Source organism: Mesorhizobium sp. ISC15, from assembly GCF_037162615.1.
Classification (GTDB): Bacteria; Pseudomonadota; Alphaproteobacteria; order Rhizobiales; family Rhizobiaceae; genus Mesorhizobium; species Mesorhizobium mediterraneum.
In genome coordinates, this window is sequence record NZ_JAVSPX010000001.1 from 4,402,757 (window position 1) to 4,427,677 (window position 24,921).

21 protein-coding genes and 1 pseudogene are annotated in these 24,921 nt (G+C 62.1%); 7 read left to right on the top strand and 15 right to left on the bottom strand.

The genetic code is table 11. The features are described from left to right. The first annotated feature begins 191 nt into the window (after positions 1-191). On the top strand, positions 192-938 hold the full coding sequence (locus tag RPG13_RS21220; protein WP_337125944.1) for an FkbM family methyltransferase: 747 nt from the start codon (positions 192-194) through the stop codon (positions 936-938). Positions 939-998: 60 nt separating this feature from the next. Here RPG13_RS21220 and RPG13_RS21225 read toward each other — a convergent pair whose 3' ends face one another. Beyond that, positions 999-1,301: a DUF982 domain-containing protein gene (locus RPG13_RS21225; protein WP_128286412.1), complete on the bottom strand. Its 303-nt coding sequence runs from the start codon at positions 1,299-1,301 to the stop codon at positions 999-1,001. 217 nt (positions 1,302-1,518) lie between these two features. Between RPG13_RS21225 and RPG13_RS21230 the strand changes: the two genes are divergently transcribed. The 3 genes from RPG13_RS21230 to RPG13_RS21240 all read left to right on the top strand — a co-directional run bounded on the left by RPG13_RS21230 (position 1,519) and on the right by RPG13_RS21240 (position 6,734). Next, on the top strand, positions 1,519-2,580 hold the full coding sequence (locus RPG13_RS21230; protein WP_337125945.1) for a glycosyltransferase family 4 protein: 1,062 nt from the start codon (positions 1,519-1,521) through the stop codon (positions 2,578-2,580). Between the two features lie 48 nt (positions 2,581-2,628). After that, positions 2,629-4,791, top strand: coding sequence for an amylo-alpha-1,6-glucosidase (locus tag RPG13_RS21235; RefSeq protein WP_095485218.1), 2,163 nt, complete (start codon positions 2,629-2,631; stop codon positions 4,789-4,791). Between the two features lie 164 nt (positions 4,792-4,955). Continuing rightward, positions 4,956-6,734 (top strand): alpha,alpha-trehalose-phosphate synthase (UDP-forming), encoded by a 1,779-nt coding sequence (locus RPG13_RS21240; protein WP_128286414.1) that lies wholly within the window; start codon positions 4,956-4,958, stop codon positions 6,732-6,734. A gap of 99 nt (positions 6,735-6,833) precedes the next feature. Here RPG13_RS21240 and RPG13_RS21245 read toward each other — a convergent pair whose 3' ends face one another. The 3 genes and pseudogenes from RPG13_RS21245 to RPG13_RS21255 all read right to left on the bottom strand — a co-directional run bounded on the left by RPG13_RS21245 (position 6,834) and on the right by RPG13_RS21255 (position 9,777). Continuing rightward, positions 6,834-7,505 carry an ABC transporter ATP-binding protein gene (locus RPG13_RS21245; protein WP_095485220.1) on the bottom strand — a complete coding sequence of 224 codons (672 nt, stop codon included), beginning with the start codon at positions 7,503-7,505 and terminating at the stop codon, positions 6,834-6,836. Next, positions 7,502-8,741 (bottom strand): annotated as a pseudogene (locus RPG13_RS21250) (ABC transporter permease). Before RPG13_RS21250 ends, RPG13_RS21245 begins: the two are co-directional and overlap by 4 nt. A gap of 7 nt (positions 8,742-8,748) precedes the next feature. After that, complete coding sequence (locus tag RPG13_RS21255) at positions 8,749-9,777, bottom strand: efflux RND transporter periplasmic adaptor subunit (protein ID WP_095485222.1); 1,029 nt, start codon at positions 9,775-9,777, stop codon at positions 8,749-8,751. Between the two features lie 138 nt (positions 9,778-9,915). Here RPG13_RS21255 and RPG13_RS21260 point away from each other — a divergent pair, with 138 nt between their 5' ends. Beyond that, the gene (locus RPG13_RS21260) at positions 9,916-10,608 is read left to right on the top strand and encodes a TetR/AcrR family transcriptional regulator (protein ID WP_442921347.1); all 693 of its coding nucleotides are present in this window, start codon (positions 9,916-9,918) and stop codon (positions 10,606-10,608) included. A gap of 116 nt (positions 10,609-10,724) precedes the next feature. Here the strand turns inward: RPG13_RS21260 and RPG13_RS21265 are convergent, their stop codons facing one another. The 5 genes from RPG13_RS21265 to RPG13_RS21285 form a co-directional block, all read right to left on the bottom strand. Next, positions 10,725-11,249 (bottom strand): cupin domain-containing protein, encoded by a 525-nt coding sequence (locus RPG13_RS21265; protein WP_337125947.1) that lies wholly within the window; start codon positions 11,247-11,249, stop codon positions 10,725-10,727. A gap of 21 nt (positions 11,250-11,270) precedes the next feature. Then, on the bottom strand, positions 11,271-12,146 hold the full coding sequence (locus tag RPG13_RS21270) for a class I SAM-dependent methyltransferase (protein ID WP_337125948.1): 876 nt from the start codon (positions 12,144-12,146) through the stop codon (positions 11,271-11,273). A 204-nt stretch (positions 12,147-12,350) separates the two neighbouring features. Further along, on the bottom strand, positions 12,351-12,899 hold the full coding sequence (locus tag RPG13_RS21275) for a cytochrome c (protein ID WP_337125949.1): 549 nt from the start codon (positions 12,897-12,899) through the stop codon (positions 12,351-12,353). Positions 12,900-13,041: 142 nt separating this feature from the next. Then, positions 13,042-15,564, bottom strand: coding sequence for a two-component system VirA-like sensor kinase (locus tag RPG13_RS21280; protein WP_337125950.1), 2,523 nt, complete (start codon positions 15,562-15,564; stop codon positions 13,042-13,044). Further along, entirely contained in the window at positions 15,561-16,451 is an 891-nt protein-coding gene (locus tag RPG13_RS21285) for a cytochrome-c peroxidase (protein WP_164547201.1), read from the bottom strand. The genes RPG13_RS21280 and RPG13_RS21285 overlap by 4 nt, the downstream gene beginning before the upstream one ends. A 59-nt stretch (positions 16,452-16,510) precedes the next feature. Here RPG13_RS21285 and RPG13_RS21290 point away from each other — a divergent pair, with 59 nt between their 5' ends. Beyond that, positions 16,511-17,488: a response regulator gene (locus RPG13_RS21290; protein WP_337125951.1), complete on the top strand. Its 978-nt coding sequence runs from the start codon at positions 16,511-16,513 to the stop codon at positions 17,486-17,488. 44 nt (positions 17,489-17,532) lie between these two features. On the opposite strand, the gene RPG13_RS21295 is transcribed toward RPG13_RS21290, so the two are convergent. Further along, positions 17,533-17,835, bottom strand: coding sequence for a DUF982 domain-containing protein (locus tag RPG13_RS21295; RefSeq protein ID WP_095485556.1), 303 nt, complete (start codon positions 17,833-17,835; stop codon positions 17,533-17,535). Positions 17,836-18,153: 318 nt separating this feature from the next. Here RPG13_RS21295 and RPG13_RS21300 point away from each other — a divergent pair, with 318 nt between their 5' ends. Further along, the gene (locus RPG13_RS21300; RefSeq protein WP_095485230.1) at positions 18,154-19,611 is read left to right on the top strand and encodes an NCS1 family nucleobase:cation symporter-1; all 1,458 of its coding nucleotides are present in this window, start codon (positions 18,154-18,156) and stop codon (positions 19,609-19,611) included. A 162-nt stretch (positions 19,612-19,773) separates the two neighbouring features. Here RPG13_RS21300 and RPG13_RS21305 read toward each other — a convergent pair whose 3' ends face one another. The 5 genes from RPG13_RS21305 to tpiA form a co-directional block, all read right to left on the bottom strand. Beyond that, the gene (locus tag RPG13_RS21305) at positions 19,774-20,313 is read right to left on the bottom strand and encodes a DUF1697 domain-containing protein (RefSeq protein WP_095485231.1); all 540 of its coding nucleotides are present in this window, start codon (positions 20,311-20,313) and stop codon (positions 19,774-19,776) included. 18 nt (positions 20,314-20,331) lie between these two features. Next, entirely contained in the window at positions 20,332-21,969 is a 1,638-nt protein-coding gene (locus RPG13_RS21310; RefSeq protein WP_095485232.1) for a CTP synthase, read from the bottom strand. A gap of 137 nt (positions 21,970-22,106) precedes the next feature. Next, the gene (locus RPG13_RS21315; protein WP_126107485.1) at positions 22,107-23,228 is read right to left on the bottom strand and encodes a L,D-transpeptidase; all 1,122 of its coding nucleotides are present in this window, start codon (positions 23,226-23,228) and stop codon (positions 22,107-22,109) included. A 212-nt stretch (positions 23,229-23,440) separates the two neighbouring features. After that, entirely contained in the window at positions 23,441-23,902 is a 462-nt protein-coding gene (gene secG, locus RPG13_RS21320) for a preprotein translocase subunit SecG (RefSeq protein ID WP_292711771.1), read from the bottom strand. Positions 23,903-24,080: 178 nt separating this feature from the next. Next, on the bottom strand, positions 24,081-24,848 hold the full coding sequence (tpiA, locus tag RPG13_RS21325; protein WP_337125952.1) for a triose-phosphate isomerase: 768 nt from the start codon (positions 24,846-24,848) through the stop codon (positions 24,081-24,083). Between the last annotated feature and the right edge of the window lie 73 nt (positions 24,849-24,921).

Genomic DNA, 24,921 nt, shown 5'->3' on the forward strand with positions numbered 1-24,921 from the left:
GAGTTCATATCTCAATGGCTAGAAATTGAAGATGAGTGGACCTGCCCTTCTCCCGCACAAGGCGATGCGTGTCTGAGCTTGGAGAGAATCCGGTAGACGTCAGTTCCGCGGGCAAAGCAGCAAGCGGGTTCTTAAAAACTGAGGATGCTAGGCCGCAACGGAGCCGGCAGTGCTATTGGCAATGAGGGGTCATGGGAAAGATCAAGCAATCCTTAGAGGTCTTACGAACCGAGGGACCTGGTCGACTCCTCCAGTTGTCGGCCCTGTCGCTGACCGAGCCGCTTAGATCGCAAGGGCTTCGCCCTCGCGTTGCGTCTGATGCAAGGCAGGCATTGTCCCATCTCAATTTGACAAAGCGAAGTCGCGGATTGTTTATCGATTGCGGCTCAAATATAGGCCAAGGGTTTAGATACTTTTCTGCATACTACACGCCCGATAGATACGATTACGTTTTGATCGAACCCAACAAGAATTGCCTTGCTCAGCTTAATGCTTTGCGCGCAGAAAATTTGACTATGGAGATTGTCGCAAAGGCGGCAAGCGTGAAAGATGGCTACGCTGAATTGTTTGGCCCCCCTCCAGAACGGTCGGAGGCCACCCACCAAAGTTGCTCGCTAGTCTTGGACCACAACGGAAGCCTGTATCAATCGCAGCGATTTGCGCCGGACCTCGTCGAAACGTTTTCGCTCTCACAGATGATTCGGACAAAGCGTAAGCTATATGATGTGATCGTTCTCAAGCTCGACGTCGAAGGGGCAGAGTACGAAATTCTTGATGATTTGATCAGGGCTGGGACCCATCGTGATCTATATGCCGCCTATGTGGAATTCCACTCTCTTAAACTGAGGAATCCCGCGAGACGGGAGAAGCGCGCCCTGGAAGCTCAAATGGTGCGCGCATTCGATGAAGCCGGCATTCGATTTAGAAGGTGGATATAGCGTCCCGACAGGCACGCCGGCTCCGACACAGCGCTAGATTGAAGAAAAGTGGGCGGGCGTCTATCGCCTCGGCGTGTATACGCTGTCCATCTTTTCGCTGCCTATCGGCAGCGTCATGTCGTCATCCAGCAACCGGGTGATCCGGGCAAAGCCCGCAAAAGCCTTTCTTGCTTCCTCGGCAGACATCTGACCTGCCAGAGCCGCAGCGCAGCAGTTCAGCGCGCATTGATACACCGGCCCGCGCCGTCCTCTCGGCCATTTCCGCAAAAACGCCATCGCTTCATTAACGCCCTCAATGTCCTCCACAGGCTGTCCCTGCCCGTGCGAAATCCGCACAGGCGAAAAGAATTGTAGGCGATCCATTTGTTCCTCCCGGTCGATCGCGATGCGTTCGATCGAACCTAGTTAAATTCACGGCCAGCCAATTGGTTCCCGGCAAAAATGCCCACGGCCTTGATAAATGGCTGCGGACCAGCTGAGTGAATCGCCAGTCATCGCCCGACTTCTTGCCGTTGCGGGAACGTTCGGGGGGCTGATGCATTTCGACTTCAGCGATGATCTTTGAGGGAAACGCCAGACTATGAGAATAGCCCATGTGGCGCCGCTCCATGAATCCGTGCCGCCCCGGCTCTATGGAGGTACGGAGCGCATTGTCTCCTATCTGACCGAAGGATTGGTCGAGCTTGGCCATGACGTAACCTTGTTCGCCAGTGGCGATACAAGGACGTCGGCAAAATTGGTACCGTGTCGCGAGCGAGCGCTGCGTCTTGACCCGCGCCCGCTGAAATCCGACACAGCCGCGCATCTTTCGATGCTTTCCAAGGTGAGGAAACAAGCTCAAGAATTTGATATTATTCACTTTCACCTCAGCCATTTTCTGCACTTTTCCTTCTTCGAGCACATGCCCGAGCGGACGGTGACGACGCCGCATGGCCGGCTCGACTATGTCGATTTGGCGCCGGCCTATGAGCGTTTTCCACGCTTTCCGATGATCTCCGTTTCCCGTAGCCAAAGAACGGGGCTCGCCAACGCGAACTGGTTGGCGACGATCCACCACGGGCTGCCGACCGAGATCTACAAACCGGTTTTCGAAACGAGCCCAGGGAAGCCGTACCTCGCCTTCCTTGGCCGGATGTCGCGCGACAAACGTCCGGATCGTGCCATCGAGGTCGCGCTGCGCTCGGGGCTGAAACTGAAGCTTGCGGCAAAGGTCGGCGATGACGACCGCGCCTATTTCCGCAAGATGGTCGAGCCGCTGGTCGACGGTGACCGTGTCGACTATGTCGGCGAGATCGAGGAGGACCAGAAGGCGGAGTTCCTGGGCAAGGCAGCAGGCCTCATATTCCCGATCGACTGGCCCGAGCCGTTCGGTCTCGCCGTAATAGAGGCGATGGCCTGCGGCACTCCGGTGATCGCCTGGAACTGCGGCGCCATGCCGGAGATCGTCGATCAGGGCGTGACCGGTTTTATCGTGGATTCCATGGAGGACGCGGTCGCGTCTGTGCCCGGCATGCTGCGGCTCGACAGGCGGGAGGTGCGGGCTGTCTTCGAAAGGCGGTTTTCCGCTAAAAGAATGACCCGCGACTATGTTTCCGCCTATGCGCGCCTGATCGGTGCCTCGGCCGAAGCAAGGGCGTCGTAAGCGGCGTTACCTCGGGGGCGCAGAGCGAACGAGAGAGATGTATAGCGAATGACCCAACTCGACGAGCGCAAGCTTGATCCCGCGGTGGCACTTGCCTCCCTGGACGCCACCGCACCGCGGGAGCCGCACCGGCTGTTCGCCCTCAAGCAAGGCGATTGTTTTGCCGTGGCCGACGCTTACGGCGATATCCGCGGCGCCGGCGACGGTTTCTTCCGTGACGACACGCGAGTGCTTTCCGAATTCCGGCTGACAGTCGGCGGCCGGCAAACGTCGCTGCTCGGCGCGTCGCTCAGTCAGGACAATGTGCTCTTCACCTCCAACCTGACTAATCTGCCGATGCAGAGCGTCCGCGGCCGAGACATTCCGCAGGGCGCGATCCATATCGAACGTGTCCGCCTGCTTTGGCAGGACCGGCTGTTTGAACGCATCACCCTTTCCAATTACAGCCAGGAACACTCCACCATCCGCGTTTCGCTGCACTTTGCCGCCGATTTCCGCGACATGTTCGAAGTGCGCGGCTCGACAAGGCTAAAGCGCGGTATGGCCCATGCTGCCGAGACGGATGCGACCTCCGTCCTGCTTCGCTACGACGGATTGGACGGGCTGGCGCGGATGTCGGCGATATCGTTCTCGCAGGCGCCGGACCATCTGGCGGCCGACCATGCGGATTTCCTGATTGCCGTGACGAGGCGCAGCAGCAAGGTGCTGTATGTCGAGGTTGGTCCCGAGGTCGCGGAAACGCCGAACCGCGATCGCTACCGCGCCGCCGCGGCCCGGGCTCGCTTCGGCATGCGGGCCAAGCGCCGCCATGGTGCCACGGTGCATAGTTCCGGGCGCGTCTTCAACGATTGGGTCGCGCGCGCCCGCGCGGATGTGGCGCTGCTGACCACCGAGCTTACGACCGGACCCTACCCCTATGCGGGCATTCCTTGGTTTTCGACGGCGTTCGGCCGCGACGGCGTGATCTCCGCGTTGCAGATGCTGTGGCTTAACCCGGGCTTGGCGCGAGGCGTGCTGGCCTTCCTTGCCCAGCACCAGGCGACGGAAACATCGCCGTTCAGCGACTCGCAGCCGGGTAAGATCATGCACGAGACCCGCAAAGGTGAAATGGCGGCACTGAGGGAGCTCCCCTTCGGCCGCTACTATGGCGGTGTCGACACGACGCCGCTCTACATCCATCTCGCCTGCGCCTATGCGGACCGCACCGGAGACATGGCGTTTGTCGACAGCCTGTGGCCGTCGCTCTGCGCGGCGGCTGAATGGACCGAGGACGCAAGCCGGCCGACCGGCTTCGTTACCTATCAGCGTGCCGCCGCGTCCGGCCTCACCAACCAGGGATGGAAGGACAGTATCGATTCCGTCTTCCATGCAGATGGCCGAATACCAAAGGGACCGATCGCCCTGGTGGAGGTGCAAGGCTATGTCTTTGCCGCGTTCCGGGGGCTGGCGGCGCTCGCCCGTCGCCGCGGCGAGGACGACAGGGCCGATCATTGGGACAGCCGCGCCGAGGCGATGCGCACCTCCGTGGAACGCCATTTCTGGCTGGACGATCTCGGCTTCTATGCCTTGGCGATCGACGGCGCCGGCGAGCCCTGCAAGGTGCGGACGTCTAATGTCGGGCATCTTCTCTATGTCGGGCTCCCCGAGCCGATGCGGGCGCAGATGGTCGCCGACCAGCTGCTTTCGGCGTCCTTCCATTCGGGTTGGGGGCTGAGGACGCTCGCCGACGATGCTGTGTTCTTCAACCCGATGTCGTACCACAACGGTTCGATCTGGCCACATGACACCGCCATGTGCGGCGCCGGTCTGGCACGCTTTGGCGAGCGTGAAAGCGTGGTCCGGCTGATGAGCAGCACCTTCGAATCGGCGGTCCATTTCAACATGCGGTTGCCCGAACTGTTCTGCGGTTTTACCCGCGCGCCGGGCGAAGCGCCGATCGCCTATCCCGTCGCCTGCTTGCCGCAGGCGTGGTCGGCCGGGTCTGCCTTCATGCTGATGCAGGCCTGTCTCGGCCTGGAGATCGACGGCTGGAAGGGCGAAATCCACGTCACCCGGCCCAGGCTGCCGATTGGTATCGACATGCTCACGCTGAGGCATCTGGGCGTTGGCGCAAGGGCGGTGGATCTGACATTTCAGCGCGTCGGCGATAGGGTCGTCGCCTATCTCGCCGACCGGCACGAGGGCTTGGTGCCGCTCATCGTTCGGACCTAGTTTGGCTTTGCATATCGAATTGCCGCCTCGCTCCAACTACCGGAACCGATGGCCCATCCGTGCGTTGCAAATCATGCCGGCGCACAGCGGCATGTCACCAGTGGCCGGCTTCGAAAAACAAAGAAAAATGGCCACCGACCGGCCAAAGGGAAAACGCTGTTCCAATGTCAGACTATGGCATAGAGGTTCTCTTGCTTCTGATCCTTGCAAGCCTCGGCCTTTCCGCTGCTGCCGTGGTATTCTCGGCATTCCAACGACGCCACAGCCACACGCCAGCTGTCGCATACGCTTCAGGCGAGGACGTGGCTTCGGAAGCGGCTCGCAAAGTGCTGCGAGAGTTTGAAAAGAACGGACACGCGGTCGATGCAGCGCTGATCACATGGTCGCCCGACACCTTGCGCAAGATTCTGGCCGACGATCTGCCGGAAACGCAGGTGATCGTGGTATCCAACCGCGAGCCCTACATCCACAACATCGGGGATGATGGCGTCGAGCTCTTGGTACCGGCCAGCGGGCTGGTTTCCGCGCTCGAGCCGATCACCCGCGCCTGTGCCGGCACCTGGATCGCCTACGGCGGCGGAACAGCGGACCGTCTCGTGGTCGACAAGAACGACCGGGTTGAGGTGCCGCCTGGCAATCCGTCCTACGCGCTGCGCAGGGTCTGGCTGACAGAGCAAGAATACAAGGGCTACTATCTGGGCTTCGCCAATGAAGGTCTGTGGCCGCTTTGCCATATCGCCTTCACCCGCCCGATTTTCCGCGCGTCGGATTGGGAGGCCTATGAGTCCGTCAACCGGAAGTTCGCTGATACGGTGGTTGCCGAAGCGCGCAACGCGCGGCCGATTGTGCTGGTCCAGGACTACCATTTCGCGCTCTTGCCGCGCATGATCCGCGAGCGCCTGCCCGAGGCGATCGTCATCACTTTCTGGCATATCCCGTGGCCCAACCCGGAAGTGTACAGCATCTGCCCTTGGCGTGAACGGGTCCTGGAAGGCCTGCTCGGCAGCTCCATCATCGGCTTTCATACCCAGTTCCATGCCAATAATTTCGCCGAAAGCGTCGATCGCTTCCTGGAAAGCCGTATAGAACGGGCCGATGCGGCGATCTCCTACGGCGGACAGACGACGCTGGTGCACGCCTATCCCATCTCCATAGAATGGCCGGCCGAACTTTTGGCGAAACTGCCCGAGGTCGAAGAATGCCGCACCCGCCTGCGCGAGAGGTTCGGACTGAAAGCGGATGTCAAACTGTGCGTCGGCGTCGAACGTCTCGACTACACGAAGGGCATTCTCGACCGTTTCCGGGCGCTGGAAGAATTGTTCACGAGACATCCCGAATGGGTCGGGAAACTGGTTCTGCTTCAGATCGCGGCACCCAGCCGGGGCACGCTCCCGGCTTACAGGCAACTCCATGATGAATGCCGTCGCTATGTCGAAGATATCAACCAGCGCTACGGCAGCGAGGATTACAGTCCTGTCCTGATGATAGACAAACATCACGCGCAGGAACAGGTCTACGAGATCTATCGCGCCGCCGACATATGCATGGTCACCAGCCTGCATGACGGCATGAACTTGGTGGCCAAGGAATTCGTGGCAGCGCGCGACGACGAACAGGGTGTGTTGTTGCTCAGCACCTTTGCCGGCGCTTCGCGCGAGCTTCTGGAGGCATTGATCGTCAATCCGTACGATACGGCTATGACGAGCGAGGTGCTGCTGCAGGCGCTGACCATGACGCCGGAGGAACAGCGCGAGCGCATGCGACCCATGCGTGAGATGGTCCGCGACAACAATGTCTATCGCTGGGCCGGCAGCATGCTTCTGGATGCGGCCCGCCTTCGCAAGCGCGGCGACCTCGACCGGGTGATGGGTAACGGCGAGCGACCATCGAACAACAACAACGTCATTCCCATATTCGAGCGGGCAAGAAAGGCGGTGTCGTGACGATCCTTCGCTGACGCCGGCGCCGAAGCTGTCGGAAAAGATGCCCTCGATCGCATCAAACGCGCCCTGCCCCATGGCCCCGGCAACCGAAGAAGCTGATCAGCCGATCTTCCCGTCCACGATGTGAATGCGGCGATCCATGCGCGCCGCCATGTCGAGATCATGCGTAACCGCCACGACGGTCTTGCCGCGCTCGCGCACCAGATTCTCCAGGATTGCAAAAACCTGCTCGGAGCTCTTGCTGTCGAGGCTCCCCGTCGGCTCATCGGCCAGGATAAGCGGCGGGTCGTTGGCGAGCGAGCGCGCCACCGCGACCCGCTGACGCTGGCCGCCAGAGAGCTGGTCAGGCCGCTTGTCGAGATGCTCGCCGAGCCCGAGGGATGAAAGCAGCTCCCCTGCCCGTTCGCGCATCTCGGGCCGCGCCAGTCGGCCCAGCTTGCGCATTGGGATTTCGACATTTTCGCGCGCCGTGAACTCCGGCAGCAGAAAATGAAACTGGAACACGAAGCCCAACATCGAAAGCCTGGTCCGCGCGCGCTCCCTTTCATTCATCGGCTCGGTGTCGCGGCCGCCTATTCTCAACGTCCCAGCGGTCGGCCGGTCGAGCAGCCCGAGCAGATAGAGCAATGAGGATTTGCCGGAGCCGGAGGGACCGGTGACGGCGACGAATTCTCTCTCGTCGATCGCGAGCGTGATGTCCTTGACCAGCGTGACGGGAACCGTCTCAGGCAACACGCGCGTCAGTTTCTCGGCCTCGATGAGTGCGCTCATGACGCGCCTCTGATGATCTCGACAGGGTTCAGGCGCGCCGCACGGCGCGCCGGCAGGTAGCCGGCCACTGCCGCCGAGCCCAGCGCGAAAGCCGACGCGATGACGTAGTGCATCAAGCTCCAGGCGATCGGTAGCCGGGTCATCTCCTGGCCGGTCGCGGCGATCTCGAAGCGCACCAGCGACAGCGCATAGGTCATGGAGAAGCCGAGCAGCGCGCCGAGCACGGAGCCGGCAGCACCGATGGCCACGCCTTCCAGCAGAAAGAGCCGGCGCATGTCGGACTCCGGGAAGCCAAGCGATTTCATGATGGCGATATCGCGCGCCTTCTCATGTGTGATCGTGGAGATGATGTTGTAGATGCCGAAGCCAGCGACCAGCATGATCGCGCCGACGACGGTGTACATGATGACGTTGCGCACGACGAGCGCTTAGAGGATCGATTCATTCGCCTCCTGCCACGCCACGGCTTTGTAGCCCAGTTCGGCCTCGGCACGGTGCGCCACCGCCGGAGCGCGGTTGGGATCGTCGAGCTTGATGCGGATCTCGTTGATGGCGTTCGGCCGCGCGGAGAGGATCTGCGCGTTCTTCAGCAGCACATAGGCCTCACCTTCGTCGCGCGCGGTGGTGCCGGTGTGGAACAGGCCAGCGATCTTGAAGTTGCGCGTCAGCCCTTCGGAGGAGACCGCCGTTATCGTGTCGCCGAACCCGGCGCCGAGTCGGCTCGCCATCGTGTCGCCGATGAGCACGTTATTGCCGCCCGCGGCAAGTGCCGAAAAGCTGCCTTCGACGAAGTCTCCGACGATCGGCGACACGCCGGACTCGCGCTCCGGTTCGATCCCAATGATCGCCGCGCCCACTTCGCGGCTGGAATAGCGGATCACCCCTTGCGCTTTGAGGCTTGCCGCGAACCGGCCGGGAAGCCAGCTCTCGAGCCAGGAATGCGGCGGTCGGATTGATGATGCCGCGGCGATCGTCGCGCGGCCTGAGCCCGGAGATCGCAACTGTCGCGAAGGCATCCTCGGCTGGCTGTCGGCGAGCGGTGCGCTGCTCGTCGGTGATGTCGACATGCGGCATCGTGTCGACGAGCTGCCTGACGAAATCGTCCTGCCCGCCCTGCATCAGCGCCGCCATGGCGATGGAGAATCCGACACCGACCGCAACGCCGATCACGGCAACCAGCGTCTGGCGACCGCGGCCGGCGATATGCGTGATGGCGATGTCGAAGATGAGCGGCATCGTAGCTTTATCTCTCCTGAGCGGCGGTGATGCTTACGCGCCCTCCATCGGCCAGATCGGCGGGATAGGGCGAGATGACGCGAGCCTTCTCGTCGACACCAACCTTCCCGTCGGCACCCGACAGAACCTCGACGCCATTGGTGCCGCGAATGCCCGTTCGGATTTCACGCCGCGAGGCCTTGTCGCCTTCGACTACGAACACCTTGTTCCCATCCATCGCAGCGGACGGGATCAACAGGGCATTTTTCGCAACGCGGATGACGATGTTCACGTCGGTCGACATGCCTATACGAAGCGGCGTGTCGTCCGGCAGGCGGAAACGGACGCGATAGGTCTTCGTCACCGGATCGCCCTTGGGCGTGATGCTGTCGACCACCGCTTCCAGGTTCTGCCTGAGAAACGCATCGGATTTAAGCAGCGCGCGCTGGCCGACCTCGACCCGGGGTATGTCCTCCTCGTTGACCTCGGCGACCACCAGGAGTGGCTTGGGCTCGCCGACCCAGAACAACACCGTGCCGAGCTCGGCGACTTCACCCACCTCGCCGTCCTGCCTGAGCACGACACCGGCGCTCGGCGCACGTAAGACGTAGGTGTCGAGTCGCGCTTTCTGTCCGGCAACCAGCGCCTCGATCTGGCCGAGCTCGCTCTGCGCACGATCGAGCGCCTGCTGGCTCGCCGCACGCCTTTCAGCAAGCACCGTCAGCCGCCGAAGCTCTTCCTGGGCAAGCGCCTGGCGCGCTTCGAGCTCGCCAAGCACGGCCCGGGCTTCGCTGTCGTCGAGCTTGGCGAGCACGTCGCCTTGTGCAACCCTCGACCCCTCGCAATTACATTGCTCGACGATCCTCTCGCGGACCACGGGAGTGACCTTGGCCCAGGTTTGCGGCTCGACGGAGCCACTCGCGTAAACGATTTCCGCCGCGTCGCCGCGTTGTGGCGTCACGACCGAAACCTTGGCCGGCTGCCACAGATACCAAGCGCCGACAGCGGCAGCCGCCGCGACAAAAACGATGCCAACAGTCCAGCGTAGCCGTCGCAAGAAACTCTCCCTCCATCATCGAATCCGAACGTAGGGCGATAGCAGACATAGCACTAGACCGACCGTCGGTCTATAAAAGTTGCATAAAGATACGGTTCGTGCTCCTCTTGCTTCACCTGCACTTTGCGAGGATCGATTTTGCCCCGAGTGATAAAGCAGCCGGAGATACGATCCGCCGAGCTCCTCGACTGCGCCCAGCGGCTTTTCTTCGAGCAAGGCTATGACAGCACGACGGTGAACGACATCATCCGCGAAGCCGGCCTGTCGAAGGGCGCGTTCTACCACTATTTCGCGTCGAAAGAGGCGCTGCTAGAGGCACTCGCCGCACGTCTCGCGCGCGACAGTTTCACCGAGTTGCAACCCGTGCTCAACGATCCGTCACTTGATGGGCTTGGCCGGCTCAATGCGCTCTTTGCCGGCTCGCGACGGCTGAACGTCGAGCTTGCTCCGCAACTGCGCAAGACATTTTTCGTCCTGTTCCGGCCCGAGAACCTTGCCCTCTTCCATCGGGTCGACCAGGCGGCCAGGGAATTGGCCATGCCGATAATCACCGACCTGCTCGGGAAAGGGAGCGAGGAAGGCATCTTCGACGTGCCCGACCCGGAAGCTTTTGCCGAGATGTTTTTGCAGCTGCGGCTGATCTTTCGGGATGTGATGCACCGCGCCTTGCTGAAGGCCGAGCAGGGCAATATCGACGAAGCGGCGCGGCTGCTCGACGACCGGCTGCGGCTCTATGGCATCGCAATCGACCGGCTTTTGAAGCTACCCGATGGAACGATAGAAGCGGCGCAACCCGGGTTTGCCCGGGCTTTCCTCGAATCAGGTCCGTGATCCGCCGAGCCCGCCAGGCCGCGGAGCAGCAATTCACCGCTTCGGTAGATCGGACCCACCCCGACCCAGCGACTCCTCGTACTGCCGTGGAGAGGGCTTTGCCGATGCTGTTCAAATCACGTCAGTGAAAGACCTACACTCGCATTCTCTTCCGGCGTCGCGTTCCAGTAGCCGTATGCCGCGGCAGTCTTCAGGAAATGCTGGACCGCTTCGGCTGAGGGAGGATCCGAATGCCTGCTTTCCCCGGCGGTCGGCTTTCCGACTTCCCGGAAGAACCGGCCTATCCTTGACGTGCTGACGAGGATCATCACGGCCGCCTCAGTCGACAGGTTTCGAAAGGCGTGCTTCGCCCCGCCCGGCACATGGAAAATGTCGCCCGGCCGGATCGATACCCAGACGAAGCCTTTCGGCGACTGCGAAAGCCCTTCGATCTCGCCGGAAATCTGGATGAAGGTCTCCGGGTCGGCGTGGCTGTGCAGCGGCACGGTAACACCCGGCGGGATGGTGCCGCGCATGACGCAAGGCTCGCCGTCGCGCGGCGCTGTAAGAAACTGGACCACAGGGCCCAGCATGTCGAGCGTCTCGACATTGCGAGGGTCGACGAGATGCGCCGCGCGCTCGCTGATGGCAGCGTCGAGCATCCGATATCTCTCTTTGGTTCGTTATCCCGGCGTATTTGTCCATGCGCCGACAAAGGGCGGCAGCATGATGCACATCTGCTGTTCGACAGCCTCGTTGCGCAGTCGCTCGGCGAGCGTGTCGACCTTCATTTCGGCAGCGGTCGCGGCACCGACGGCCTCGGCCATCGGCAGCAGGCTACGCAAGGTGCCCGCGATATAGTCGTAGATCGGCGAGTCAGGCCCGCTGCCGGCGAGGCCGGCGGAATTCAGCTGCGGCGCAGGCAGCCCTGCGCCGGCGAAGACCATGGGCAGCCTGCCACCCATGTCGACCTCGAAACCCGCCCGCTCGATCGTCTCGATGATCCAGCCGCGGCATTTGCTGAACAGCGGCGCCTCTGGAAAACTGCGGGCGAGCGGCATCGCCATTTCCTGGAAGGCGATGAGGCCGCCCGGCCGAACAAACCCGGCAAGCCTGCGCAGGGTTGCAGCCGGGTCGGGCAGATACATCAGGACCAGCCTGCCGATCACCGCATCGAAGGTCTCGTCGGGCGAGAATTTATCAAGCTCGCCCACAGTGAAGCGTGTCCAGTAACACTGGCCGGATTCGGTGGCGCGCCGCTCGGCAATGTCTACAGCCTCTGCCGAGCGATCGACGCCGAGCACCCTTCCGGTCGGTCCGACCAGCTTCCCGGCCAGCAAGGAGACGTCGCCGACGCCGCACCCGATGTCGAGCATGCGCATGCCCGGTCCTATCCCCGCGCTGCGCAGGACATGCTCCGTAAGGTCGTGAATGAGCGCTCCCTGCAGCTCCAGGCGCTTGAATTCACCCTCCGTGTAACCCAAGGCATAGGGACGCGGATCCGTGGTGCTCTGATCGCGATCGATCTTCGGCGCGTGTTCGGCAAGCAGATTGTACATCATTTGACTCCATGATTATCTGGATTTGACTCCCGATTATCTGGCCCTCGGCTGCCATATGGCCGCCTGAGCTGGACCGTCACGATCGGAGATCAGTGCTACAAGGTGATTTCCGGAATCGGGAATTGCGTTACGACTGAAACACGCGGCCGTGTCTGACGTAGCGCAGAGGCGGAGAACCCTCCGCCGGGCCTTAGGATGCGCCTATGACTTCGGAGCCTGCGGTACTAACACAATGTGCGGTGTCTTCGGCGGACGATCGGGCGGCACATAGTCTGGAACCGGCGTATCGTCTGCCGGCAGCGAAAGCACATATCGGTGTATGGCGCGCAGGTCGGCCTCGGTCATGGCACGCAGGTTGAACCACGGCATAGGGGGGCGCGTCTCGATTGTACGCGCTAACTGTACCCAGTCGTCCTCGTCCATGGTGCGCAAAAGGTAGCGAAGATTGGTTGGATAAGTCGTGCCCCACGGCCCATTGAAGCCGAGAGAGCCGCCGATCAGCCATCGATCCTCGGGGACGTTGCCGGCCTTCTTCAAGTACCCTGGCGTGTGGCAGTCGTTACAGCCGCCAATTTTCACCAGGTATCGACCGTGCTCGATCGAGTCGGCCGCTGTCGCCGAACCCAGCCCATTTCGGTCGAGCATCGCGACTGTGAGCACTGCGCCCAGCCCAAGGGCGGCAATTCCGATGAGAGCCCGTCGTATCATCAGCTTCTCCGGTTTGCTGCCATTTGACGCCGACGAGACCATGATCTTTTCCGAAAACCGGTTTCCATTTTTCAGGGATCATAGTTTGGGCGTAGGAGAAACATCGAACAGCCCGGCTACGGGTTGATTTCAGCCAGGGGGACTTTTGGTTACGTCTGTAACGAAGAAACCCACCCGACCCTGATCAGCCTGAATGCAGATGGCGGGCGAGGCATTTTGCAATGGCGGCCGGCAGCAGCGGCTTCTTGATGACTTCGCTTATGCCGGCTGCCGTCAGTTGACGCGATCGGAGCGGGCGGCCGTAACCGGTCATCAGGACAATTGGAAGGTCCGACCGGATCTCATGCAACTGGCCGGAGAACTCGATGCCTGTCATGTCAGGCATGACCTCGTCCGTCAGCACCAGGTCGAAGCGCTCCGGATCGGTGCGGAATGCATTGAGAGCCGCAGGGCTTCGGTCGAACCCGACGGGCTCGTAGCCAAGCGCGGCGAGCATCTCCTCGGCAAGTTGCATCAGCGGCGTGTCGTCGTCCACGACCAGGATCGTCTCGCCATTGCCATGCTGGATCGGAACCTCGGCGCCCTCACCCTCGTCCTCGTCCGCATCGGTCGCAGCGGATTCGATCTGCGGAAAATAGACCTCGAAGATCGTGCCTTCGCCAAGTTGGCTCTTCACGTCCACCGCGCCTCTATGCGCCGCGACGATGCCGTGCACCGTCGACAGGCCGAGCCCGGTGCCTTGCCCCGCCGGCTTGGTCGTGAAGAACGGCTCGAAAATACGCTCGAGCGTCGCCTGATCCATGCCGCTGCCGTTGTCCCTGACGGCGAGGCGGAGATGGCGGCCGGCCGGCAGGTTTCCGTGCGAAAGCATCCGCGCCTCCACGAGTTCCGTCGTGTTGAGAGCGACCTCCAATACGCCGCGGTTGTTCATCGCCTGCGCCGCGTTGGTGCCGAGGTTCATCACCACCTGCTGAAGTTCGGTCGGATCGCCCATCATCGCGGCATCCGCGCCTGCAAGATGCGTCTCCACTGAAAGTGTGGCCGGGAACGAGGCGCGCAGCAGGTCGACCGCCTCCGCAACCACGGGCTGCGCCCGCAGCGCGTGGTGCTGCCGCTCGCGGCGACGGCCGAAGGCAAGGATCTGCTCCGTGACGTCCTGCGCCCGCCGGCCGGCCTTCATGATCTGCTGGACGTAGCGCCGCGCGCGAGACTCCTTCAGCAGCACCGCCAGCGCCATCTCGCCATAGCCGAGGACGGCGCCGAGGATGTTGTTGAACTCGTGCGCTATGCCACCGGCGAGTATTCCGATTGCTTCCAGCCGCTGCGACTGGTTGAGCCGCGCCTGCAGCGCCTCGCGTTCACGTTCATTGTGCTCGCGCGCGATGGCATTGGCGAAAATCTCGGCGGCGGTGCGCAGCAGGGCGATGTCGTCGTCGGTCCAACGCTTTTCGTGCGTGACGGTATCGAGAGCCAGAAAACCTAGCCGCTCGCCGGCATGCGACATCGGTATGCACAGCCAGGATTGAAACTGGTGCGCCTGCAGGCATGCCTTCTCCCGCCCTTCAGGAAGCTCGCCGACGCGGGGAACGTCGATGCAGCCTTGCCGCTCGTGGCCCGCCAGCGTCCAGCGTGAAGCGAGCTCGATCATGTCTTTCGACAGGCGGGCCGGCGTGTTCCCGCTCGGACGGCGATAGAAGTAGCCTCCGGAAGATTCCGCATCTTGTGTGCGGCTGACGATAATCTGGGCGCCGTCGAGCCCGGCATGTTCCACCAGGCGCGCGAGGCCCTTGCTGATGCCGGCCCGGATGCGGTCGCGCGGCAGATTGATGAACTGGGTGGAGATCGAGGCGATCAGACCCTCGAATTCCAGCCGCTCGCGCAGGATCCGCGCATTGTGGCGCAGCCGGGCGAACAGATAGACCACATAGCACACGAGAACCAACGCGGCGATGTAGAGCAGCGTCTGAAACCGCGCGGCCCGCGCCGCAGCGCGCCCATGCGCATCGAGATAAAGGTCCTGCAGCGCGCGGGCCAGTTCGCTCGTTGGCGCAGTCTGTAGGCGGGCGACGAGGTCGTCGACCGCCGGAAGCCTGGTGACGATAAGCCGGCCGTGGGAGACGAGCGAGTGGACGTCGCTTGGCTGCACGGCATCGACGGACGGCTTGGCCAGCCGGTCGAGCGCAGCGGTCACTGCCCTTGCCGCCTCCGGTTGGGGATCGCTGATGAACCGCGACATTGTGATCATCAGGGCTCCGATCTCGACCGCTCGAAGGCCGTCACCCTCGCTCGTAAGCCGACCGCTCATGTAGTTGAAATAGTTCAGCGAGTTCTGCAGCAGCGCGTTGTCCGACTTGAACGCCTCGACAAGCGTTTCCTCGTCGCGCACCGCGGCGGCGACATCGGCGATCCCCCGGTCGATCTCCGCCCGAACTCCGCCGCTGGCGATGTCCCGGGCGGCTGGCAGCGTCTGCGTCGCAGCGTTCAGGTTCTCGATCGACCGCACAAGCGGATCGTAGCTGCGCAGCAGTCCCGTGCGTGCCCGCAACACATCGCGCTGGAGGGCGGCGTTATAGAGGATGACGGTCCTGAGAGCATCGAGCGTGCGTTCGTGGCGCGCGGCATCAGGAGCCGCGCCCTGCACCAGGAAATAGGTCAGGACGATGAGCAGGCAGGCGACGACCGGCGCCAGGACGCGTAGCGACTTCATTGCTGCAGACGATCGGCTGCGCTGGTCAACGGCTGGCCGCGATACTCGCCCGTCAGCGTCCCGAGGAATTCGACGATAAGATCGGCATCGCGCTGGTCGATCTCCCTGCCGAGCTGGTTCCGCGCCATGATCCTCACTGCCTGTCCAAGCGATGCGGTACGGCCGTCGTGAAAATACGGCGCCGTCACCGCGACGTTGCGCAGGCTGGGAACGCGGAACACATGGCGGTCGCTCTCGGCACCTGTAATGGCGAAACGGCCGAGATCCGCCTGGCTCAAGGTCTTCTGGCCGGCGAAGGGATCCTGGAAGATGCCGAACTTCTGAAACAAATTGCCTCCTACATTGGCGCCTTGATGGCAAGCGATGCAGCCATACGCCTTGAACAGCTGATAGCCATGTTCCTCGTCCGCCGTGATGGCGCCGCGCTCGCCCTTGAGATAGCGGTCGAAACGGGCGTTGGGCGTGATCAGCGAGCGTTGAAAGATGGCTAGGGCGTCGAGCACTTCCGCCTGGCCGGGGGCGGCGCCGTAGACGTCTGCGAATCGCTGCGAATAGTCCGGATCGGAGCGCAATTTCGGCAGCAATTCCTCCCAGCTCGTGTTCATCAGCCTGTCATCGAGCAAGGCTGCCTCGTTCTGCTCCTCGAGAGTGCGGAAATTGCCACGCCAGTTCAGCCGGAAATCGAGCGTTGCGTTGAAGACCGTCGGCGTGTTGAAGTCGAGCGGCTCGCCATCCGCCGCCGTGGAACGAGCCCTGCCGTCGTCGCCGCTGAGATCGAGCCTGTGGCAGCCGCTGCAGGCGATGACATCGTCATGTGACAGCCGGACATCGTTGAACAGGCTCTCGCCAAGTGCGACCTTCGCCTGGTCGGAAGGACCAATGCCCACTATCGGAGCAATCGGCTCGCCGATCGGAGGGGCCGGCTGATTAACCAAGGCCAACGCAAATGGTGCCGCCGCTGCCAGGCAAAGCGGAACAAAAAGCCCCGCACGAACCTTACCAATCTGCTCATGCGCCATCGAGTGAGCCTGTGGTATCCGATCACGAAGATCATCGGCGCTTACCAACAAATCGCCGAAAATCAACGGTAAGTCTAATAAAGCAACGGCTCGGTCATGGGTTCCATACGTGCGGACGGTCTGAGATGTCAGTCGAACAGAACACTCGCTACAAAGAGCAGTCGAAAGGCAGAATCGAACAGGCAGTGACGCCGAAGCATATTCTTGTCGTCGATGACGACCCCGAAATCCGCGAAATGCTCACCAATTACCTGGAGAGCGAGAACTTCAGGGTCAGCGCTGTCACCGACAGCCGGTCCATGTCGCGTGTCCTCAATGAAAGACCGGTAGACCTGATGATCCTCGACATGCGGCTTGCCGATGAGGACGGGTTTGAAATCATGCGGCAACTCGGCAGTCCGCCGGAAGCTCCCATCATCATTATCACCGGCCACAGGCGCGACGAAGTGGATCGCGTCGTTGGATTGGAACTCGGAGCCGACGACTACATCACCAAGCCCTTCAGCCTCAGGGAACTGCTTGCGCGCGTTCGCGCCGTGCTGCGGCGATCGGGGTCAACGCGCCAGAATTCGCGGGGCAAGAAGCACAAACGCTACCGCTTTGCCGGCTGGGAGCTCGACATGCGGATGCGGCGCCTGAAATCGCCCGCGGGCGAAACAACGCCGCTGACCGCGGGGGAGTTCAACCTGCTGGCAGCGTTCCTGCAATCGCCGCAGCAGATCCTGAGCCGCGAGCAGCTTCTCGCTGCCAGCAGGATTCACGACGAAGAGGTGTTTGACCGCAGTATCGACGTGCAAATACTGCGACTGCGCCGCAAGCTCGAGGTCAACCCGAGCGAGCCGAAGCTCGTTGTCACCGAGCGGGGCGCTGGCTACCTGTTCGCTGCCTCGGTTGAGGCGCTGTGACTTTGCCGTAGGCCACGTTCACGGCGGGGCGCAAATATGAAGGTTCATCGCCTTAGCGCATGCACGCTATCAATATTTTCGCCGCCCATCGGCAGCGCCATGTCGTCGTCGAGCAAGCGCGTGATGCGGGCGAAGCCGGCAAAGGCCTTCCTTGCTTGCTCTGCCGACATCCGGCCCGCCAGAGCCGCGGAGCAGCAATTCACCGCGCATTGGTAGACTGGCCCCCGACGGCCTATTGGCCATTTACGCAAGAACCCCATCGCTTCGGCTACGCTATAAATTTCTTCGACAGGGCTTTCCTGCCCGCGCGAAATCCGCACAGGCGTAAAGAATTGCAGGCGATCCATCGTTTCCTCCCGGTCGATCGCTATGTGCTTGATCGAACCTTTAAACTCACGGCTGGCCATTTGGATTCCGGCAAACAGAGCCCGGTGAAAAAAGAGGTCGGGCTAAAATGAAGTCTCTCACATCGTTCGACCGAAATCGAATCACCAAACATGACAAACATGCGACGAACCGTTGCGCAGCGCCGATAAGCGCGATTCTCATTGAATATCTTTAAGGTCAAAGCCGGCAAATCAATCGGTTGCCGGTTCTCCAGCGTCAGGCTTAACCTGCGTAGTCAACGCGTGGAGGCGCGCGGCAACCAAGGGGAGGACATCGCAATGACCATACAAGGCGCATCACCCGACCTATACAACGAAGATCTCGCTCCGGCGAAGGTTCGAAACTGGGGACCGTTCTCGATCTTCAACGTCTGGACGTCGGACGTCCACAGTCTCTGGGGCTACTATCTGGCGGCAAGCCTGTTCCTGTTCTGCGGTGGCTTCGTCAACTTCATCATCGCCATCGGCATCGGTTCGCTGATCATCTACGTGCTGATGAACATGGTCGGCTATGCCGGCGTGAAGACCGGAGTGCCCTACCCCGTGCTTGCCCGCGCATCCTTCGGCATCTGGGGCGCCAACATACCAGCGCTGGTGCGCGCCATCGTCGCCTGCTTCTGGTACGGCGCGCAGACGGCGGCCGCGTCCGGCGCGATCGTGGCGTTGCTGATCCGATCGCAGTGGTTCGCCGATTTCAACCAGAACACGCATTTCCTCGGGCACACGGGCCTGGAGGTGATCTGCTTCGCGGTGATCTGGGCACTGCAGCTGCTGATCATCCAGAAAGGCATGGAAACGGTGCGCCGCTTCCAGGACTGGGCCGGACCGGCGGTATGGGTGATGATGCTGATCCTGGCGATCTATCTCTGCGTCAAATCCGGGACTTTTGCCTTCACCAGCGACATCCCGATGGACGTGCTGCTCGACAAGACCAAGGACGCTGGCGTGCCCGGCACGCCGGGCTCATGGACCTCGCTGTTCGCGGTGGCGGCGATCTGGGTGACCTATTTCTCGGCGCTCTATCTCAACTTCTGCGATTTCGCCCGCTATGCGCCGGACAAGGCGTCGCTGCGCAAGGGCAATATCTGGGGCCTGCCTGTCAACCTTATCCTGTTCTCGCTGGTCGCCGGCGTCACCACGATTGCCGCCTTCGACGTCTATGGCGAGGTGCTGCTGCATCCAGACCAGATATCGGCCAAGTTCGACAGCTGGTTCCTGGCGGCGCTCGCCGCCTTGACCTTCGCCGTGGCGACGCTCGGCATCAACGTGGTGGCAAACTTCGTGTCGCCGGCATTCGATTTTTCCAACGTCTTTCCACGGCAGATCGACTTCAAGAAGGGCGGCTATATCGCGGCGTTGATCGCGCTGGTGCTCTATCCCTTCGCGCCATGGGAAGGCAGCGCCGCTTCCTTCGTCAACATCATCGGTGCGACGATGGGGCCGATCTTCGGTGTCATGATGGTCGACTATTACCTGATCCGGAAGGGCGAGGTCGACGTTGAGGCCCTCTACAGGGAAGACGGCGAGTTCCGCTTCCAGGGCGGCTGGCACGTCAACGCCTTCGTCGCCGCCGGTATCGGCGCGATCTTCTCCTCGGTCCTGCCGAACTTCACCAACTGGCTGCCGTCGTGGTGGGGCGTCTATGGCTGGTTCTTCGGCGTGGCCATCGCCGGCGCCATCTATTACGTGCTGCGTACGATGGCACTGGGCGCCAGGGCCAGGATGGCAAAGGCCTGAGCGGTTTCTGCCTTCTCCCCTTGTGGGAGAAGGTGGATCGGCGCGCAGCGCCGAGACGGTTGAGGGGTGTTCCAGCGGAGTGAGACGTTGGCGTTCCCTGGAACACCCCTCATCCGTCGCCTTCGGCGACACCTTCTCCCACAAGGGGAGAAGGGAAAGCGCCTATCCGCCAACCATCTCCGCCAATTTGCGGACTGTGTTCCAGTTGCGCGACGTGCCGACACCGAGACGTTTATGGCTTGCCGCCGCAAGCAATCGCGAACTTGGCGTTTCGCGGGAAAAGACGACCCAGATGTCGCCGCTGACCGCCCGCATCTTTTCATCCTTGCCGACATAGGCGTCCAGCGCCGCGACGGCTTCCGCCGGAACGGGCTTGCGCATTACGCGCACCGCCACCTGGTCCGCGGCGGCAGCCGATTCGGCGGGAAACGGATTGCCGGCCGCAAGCATCAACCAGTCATTTGCGCAGCGCACGATGATATCGACATGGCGGCCGAAGGTTGCCTCGAACGCTGCTTCGAGCCGCCCTTCCAGCACTGCAATTTCCGTTTCTTGCGCCTCGAAGACCAGATTGCCGGTCGCCACCAGCGTGCGCGGGTTGCTCAGCCCCAGGCCTTGCGCCATAGCCCTGAGATCGGACATGACGACCCGGCGTCCCTCGCCCAGGACGATGCTGTAAAGCAGAGCGACATAGGTTTGCACGGCAGCCGGGCGGCAGGCCTAGACCAATCGCGACTGTTCCACTGCCGCTTCGATGAAGCTGGCAAACAGTGGATGCGGGTCGAGTGGCCGGCTTTTTAGTTCGGGGTGGTACTGCACGCCGATGAACCAGGGATGGTCTGGATATTCGACCGTCTCCGGCAGGACGCCGTCCGGCGACATGCCGGCAAAGACCAGGCCGCAATCCTCGAGCCGCTCCTTGTAGTCGACATTGACCTCATAGCGGTGGCGGTGACGCTCGGAAATCTGCGTGTCACCATAGATGTCGGCGATTTTCGAGCCCTTGGCGAGGTCCGCCTGATAGGCGCCGAGCCGCATGGTGCCGCCGAGGTCGCCGGTTTCCCTGCGCTTCTCCAGCATGTTGCCTTTCAGCCATTCGGTCATCAGGCCGACGACCGGTTCCTCGGTCGGGCCGAATTCGGTCGACGAGGCATGCTCGACGCCGGCCAGCGAACGCGCTGCCTCGATGCAGGCCATCTGCATGCCGAAGCAGATGCCGAAATACGGCACTTTTCGCTCGCGGGCGAACTTCGCCGCCAAGATCTTGCCTTCCGCGCCGCGCTCGCCAAAGCCGCCGGGGACCAGAATGCCATGGACCTTCTCCAGCCACGGCGCAGGATCTTCCTTCTCGAATATTTCGCTCTCGATCCAGTCGAGCTTGACCTTGACGCGGTTGGCAAGACCGCCATGCGACAGCGCCTCGATCAGCGATTTGTAAGCGTCCTTGAGACCGGTGTATTTGCCGACGACGGCGATGGTCACCTCGCCTTCCGGATTGTGGATGCGCTTCGACACCGCTTGCCAGGGCTCCATACGCGGCTTCGGCGCCGGATCTATGCCGAAAGCGGCCAGCACTTCCGAATCCAACCCTTCATTGTGATAGGCCATCGGCACGTCGTAGATGTGCGGCACGTCGAGTGCCTGGATGACCGCACTTTCGCGCACGTTGCAGAACAGCGACAGTTTACGGCGCTCTTCCCTAGGGATGGGACGGTCGGCGCGGACCAGCAGGATGTCGGGCGCGATGCCGATGCCGCGCAATTCCTTGACCGAATGCTGGGTCGGCTTGGTCTTCAATTCGCCCGCCGTCGGGATGTAGGGCATAAGCGTCAGATGCACATAGACGGCGTTGTTGCGCGGCAGGTCGTTGCCGAGCTGGCGGATCGCCTCCAGGAACGGCATCGCCTCGATGTCGCCGACGGTGCCACCGATCTCGCACAGGACGAAGTCGTAATCGTCATTGCCGTTGAGGACGAAATTCTTGATCTCGTCGGTAACGTGCGGAATGACCTGCACCGTGGCGCCGAGATAGTCGCCGCGCCGCTCCCGCTCGATGATGTTCTTGTAGATGCGGCCGGTTGTGATGTTGTCCTGCTGGTTGGCCGAACGACCGGTGAAGCGCTCATAATGGCCAAGATCGAGATCGGTCTCGGCGCCGTCATCGGTCACGAAGACCTCGCCATGCTGGTATGGCGACATCGTGCCGGGATCGACATTGAGATAGGGATCAAGCTTCTTTATGCGTGCGCGATAGCCTCGCGCCTGCAAGAGAGCCCCAAGGGCCGCTGCAGCGATGCCTTTTCCGAGTGAGGAGACCACGCCGCCTGTGATGAATACATATCGCGCCATGGGAGTCATCGCTTAACGCGGCCGAATTGATTCCGCCAGAGAAAAAACCGCCGCGAAGGCTTTTCCCCAAGAAGGCGCTGTGGCGATGGATGAGCAAAACAAAAGGGCCGGCGAGGCCGGCCCTTTCGGCAGTATGGTTAAAAACGTCAGATGATGACGACCTTGGTGCCGACTTTCACCCTGCGGTAAAGGTCCATGACGTGCTCGTTGATCATGCGGAAGCAGCCATTGGAGGCGCTCGTTCCGATCGACTGCGGCGCGATGGTGCCGTGAATGCGCAGATGCGTGTCCTTCTTGCCTTCGTAGAGATAGATGGCGCGCGCGCCGAGCGGATTGTCGCCGCCGCCGGGCATGCCGTCCTTGTACCGGCCATAATTCTTCGGTTCGCGCTTCTGCATGTCGAGCGTCGGGATCCAGCGCGGCCATTCCTGCTTATCGCCGACCGCGACCGTGCCCTTGAACTGCAGGCCGTCACGGCCGACGGCGATGGCGTAGCGGCGGGCCGTCGACGAGGACTCGACGAGATAGAGGCGGCGCGCGCTTGTATCGATGACGATGGTGCCGGGATTGTAGCCGGTGAACTCCACGCTCTGCGGCACGAACTCCGGCTTTACCGTGAACTGTTTCTTGGCTTCCTTCCTGGCGAGTGCGGCGTCAAGAGCGCGCGTCTCGGGGAGCAGCGACATTGAAGAGGACGAGGCGGTGCCGCCGAACAGGCCGGCAAAGAGTCCGACGTTCTGCGGCTTCTGTCCGACCGGCTCGCTGCGCAATTCGCCGTTGTTGCGGACCAGCGCGACGTTCATGGCCTCGGCGGAACCTAGTTCGGCCGACTGGATCGGTGCGATGGGTTGAACCGGTTCGATGATCTTCTTCTTAGCCGGCTTGGCGTCGGCCAACTGGGCAGGCTTATCTTTCTTGGCAAGGCCCTTCTTGGCAAGAAACGCCTGCCGTTCCGCGTCGGCCTTGGCTTTGGCCGCCTCGCGCATCGCCAGCTTCCTGGCTTCGACCGCCTTGGCTCGAGCGGCCTCCTTGTCGGCCGCGATCTTGGCTTCGAGCTTGCTGATCTGGGCAAGATCGTCCGAGGTCGGTTTTTTCTTCTTCTTGAGGAGTCTTAGTTGCGCCGTATCGCTTTTGGCGGCGACGTTGACGACGTCAGTTGTCACTGCGGCTTTAGAGGCCGAATTGCCCGCCGGCATGGCCGCGTAAGCGGGCGCACCAAGGCTGAGCACGGCACAAAGGCCGGCTAAAATGAAGCTGCGAAGCTGCATGGCGAAGATCCGATCGTTCAATGCTTGTTGCCCACGGCGCCGCCCGGCGTCCCCCAAGGACCCCGAAAGTGCCGCGCGCAATCTATAATCGATTAAGCGGAGACGCCTCAAGCGCCCTGTCGTGCCGTGCCCGGTCGAATCGTCGTGATCGTGCGGCATTTGCCGCGACTGTGTTCAAACAACAACAGATCGCGGCGCCGGACGCCTGCCGATTACTGGTTTGGGACCTGCGGCGTTACTGGCAGGGTGACGCCGTTTGTGGCCGGCGGTGTGGTCGAGCCCGCTGCAGGCGGCGCAGCGGGAGCCGGGGCTGCGGCATCATTGCCGGAAGGCGGCGTTGGTGCCGTGTTGCTCGAAGGTGGCGTCGGCGCCGTGGTGCCAGGCAACTGGTTGAGCACGCCACCACCCGCGCCGTTCGCCGCCGGCACGCGATCGAGAATATCGATCGGCTTCTCGCCGTAACGGGCGATGATCGACAGCGTCAGCGAGGTGGCGAAGAAAGCCGCGGCCAGGATCGCCGTCGCCCGCGTCAGCGCGTTGGCGGCGCCGCGCGCGGTCATGAAGCCCGATCCGCCGCCGATGCCGAGGCCGCCGCCTTCGGAGCGCTGCAGCAGCACCACACCGACAAGAGCGAGCACGACCATGAGGTGGACGACGATTAGTACGGTTTCCATAGTTTATCCTGGCAAAGCCTTGCGCGGCCGTGGATACGACCGGTGATTTGGAGGCGGCTCAATACAATGCTTTGACGGCATTTCCAAGCCCGTGGCCGGAATATGGGAAGCAATGCGCCCTTTGCAACGATTTCCGCTGCGGCATGGCCTATCCGAGGTGCCCGACAGGATCTGGCTGCTACGAGATATTTCGATAGGCTTCGGCGATGCCGAGAAAGTCCGCCGCCTTCAGACTGGCGCCGCCGACCAGCGCGCCGTCGACATTTTTCACGCCAAGCAGTTCGACGGCGTTCGACGGCTTGACCGAGCCGCCATAGAGGATACGCATCTTCGCCGCTGCACTGCCAAGCTTTTCCGACAGTTTTTCGCGAATATGCGCATGCGCCTCCGTAACGTCGGCGGCGGTCGGCGTCAGCCCCGTGCCGATCGCCCATACCGGCTCGTAGGCGATGACGGTATTCGACGCCGTGGCGTTGGGCGGCACCGAGCCGGCGATCTGGCGCGACAGCACGTCGAGTGTAGCGCCAGCTTCGCGTTCGGCTCTCGTCTCGCCGATGCAGATGATGGTCACCAGCCCGGCCCGCCACGCAGCGGACGCCTTGGCCTGAACGATCGCGTCGTCCTCGTTGTTATCGGCGCGGCGTTCGGAATGACCGACGATGACGTGGCTGGCGCCCGCATCTTTCAGCATCTCGGCCGAAATGCAGCCGGTATGGGCGCCGCTCTCCTTGGTGTGGCAATCCTCGCCGCCGGCCCGGACCGGCGTGCGCGACAAAATCTCTGCGGCGTGCGCAAGCAGCGTCGCCGGAACGCAGACCAGCGCTTCGGTCTCCGCATCGAGCCCACTCATGAAGCCGTTGCCGATCATCCTGAGTTCGTTGAGCGAGGCGCTGGTGCCGTTCATTTTCCAGTTGCCTGCGACCAGCGGGCGGATTCCTGGCGTCATGGGATTTGTTTCTCCGGGCAACATTCGGCTGCGTCCTCACTACCAAACTCAGCCCACAAAGCAATCGACAGTG

Excerpts from the sequence above, each read along its gene's own strand:
- RPG13_RS21220 (WP_337125944.1), top strand. The coding sequence starts at position 192 with ATGGGAAAGATCAAGCAATCCTTAGAGGTCTTACGAACCGAGGGACCT.
- RPG13_RS21225 (WP_128286412.1), bottom strand. The coding sequence starts at position 1,301 with ATGGATCGCCTACAATTCTTTTCGCCTGTGCGGATTTCGCACGGGCAG.
- RPG13_RS21230 (WP_337125945.1), top strand. The coding sequence starts at position 1,519 with ATGAGAATAGCCCATGTGGCGCCGCTCCATGAATCCGTGCCGCCCCGG.
- RPG13_RS21235 (WP_095485218.1), top strand. The coding sequence starts at position 2,629 with ATGACCCAACTCGACGAGCGCAAGCTTGATCCCGCGGTGGCACTTGCC.
- RPG13_RS21240 (WP_128286414.1), top strand. The coding sequence starts at position 4,956 with ATGTCAGACTATGGCATAGAGGTTCTCTTGCTTCTGATCCTTGCAAGC.
- RPG13_RS21245 (WP_095485220.1), bottom strand. The coding sequence starts at position 7,505 with ATGAGCGCACTCATCGAGGCCGAGAAACTGACGCGCGTGTTGCCTGAG.
- RPG13_RS21265 (WP_337125947.1), bottom strand. The coding sequence starts at position 11,249 with ATGCTCGACGCTGCCATCAGCGAGCGCGCGGCGCATCTCGTCGACCCT.
- RPG13_RS21270 (WP_337125948.1), bottom strand. The coding sequence starts at position 12,146 with ATGTACAATCTGCTTGCCGAACACGCGCCGAAGATCGATCGCGATCAG.
- RPG13_RS21275 (WP_337125949.1), bottom strand. The coding sequence starts at position 12,899 with ATGGTCTCGTCGGCGTCAAATGGCAGCAAACCGGAGAAGCTGATGATA.
- RPG13_RS21280 (WP_337125950.1), bottom strand. The coding sequence starts at position 15,564 with ATGAAGTCGCTACGCGTCCTGGCGCCGGTCGTCGCCTGCCTGCTCATC.
- RPG13_RS21290 (WP_337125951.1), top strand. The coding sequence starts at position 16,511 with ATGGTGCCGCCGCTGCCAGGCAAAGCGGAACAAAAAGCCCCGCACGAA.
- RPG13_RS21295 (WP_095485556.1), bottom strand. The coding sequence starts at position 17,835 with ATGGATCGCCTGCAATTCTTTACGCCTGTGCGGATTTCGCGCGGGCAG.
- RPG13_RS21300 (WP_095485230.1), top strand. The coding sequence starts at position 18,154 with ATGACCATACAAGGCGCATCACCCGACCTATACAACGAAGATCTCGCT.
- RPG13_RS21310 (WP_095485232.1), bottom strand. The coding sequence starts at position 21,969 with ATGACTCCCATGGCGCGATATGTATTCATCACAGGCGGCGTGGTCTCC.
- RPG13_RS21315 (WP_126107485.1), bottom strand. The coding sequence starts at position 23,228 with ATGCAGCTTCGCAGCTTCATTTTAGCCGGCCTTTGTGCCGTGCTCAGC.
- secG (WP_292711771.1), bottom strand. The coding sequence starts at position 23,902 with ATGGAAACCGTACTAATCGTCGTCCACCTCATGGTCGTGCTCGCTCTT.
- tpiA (WP_337125952.1), bottom strand. The coding sequence starts at position 24,848 with ATGACGCCAGGAATCCGCCCGCTGGTCGCAGGCAACTGGAAAATGAAC.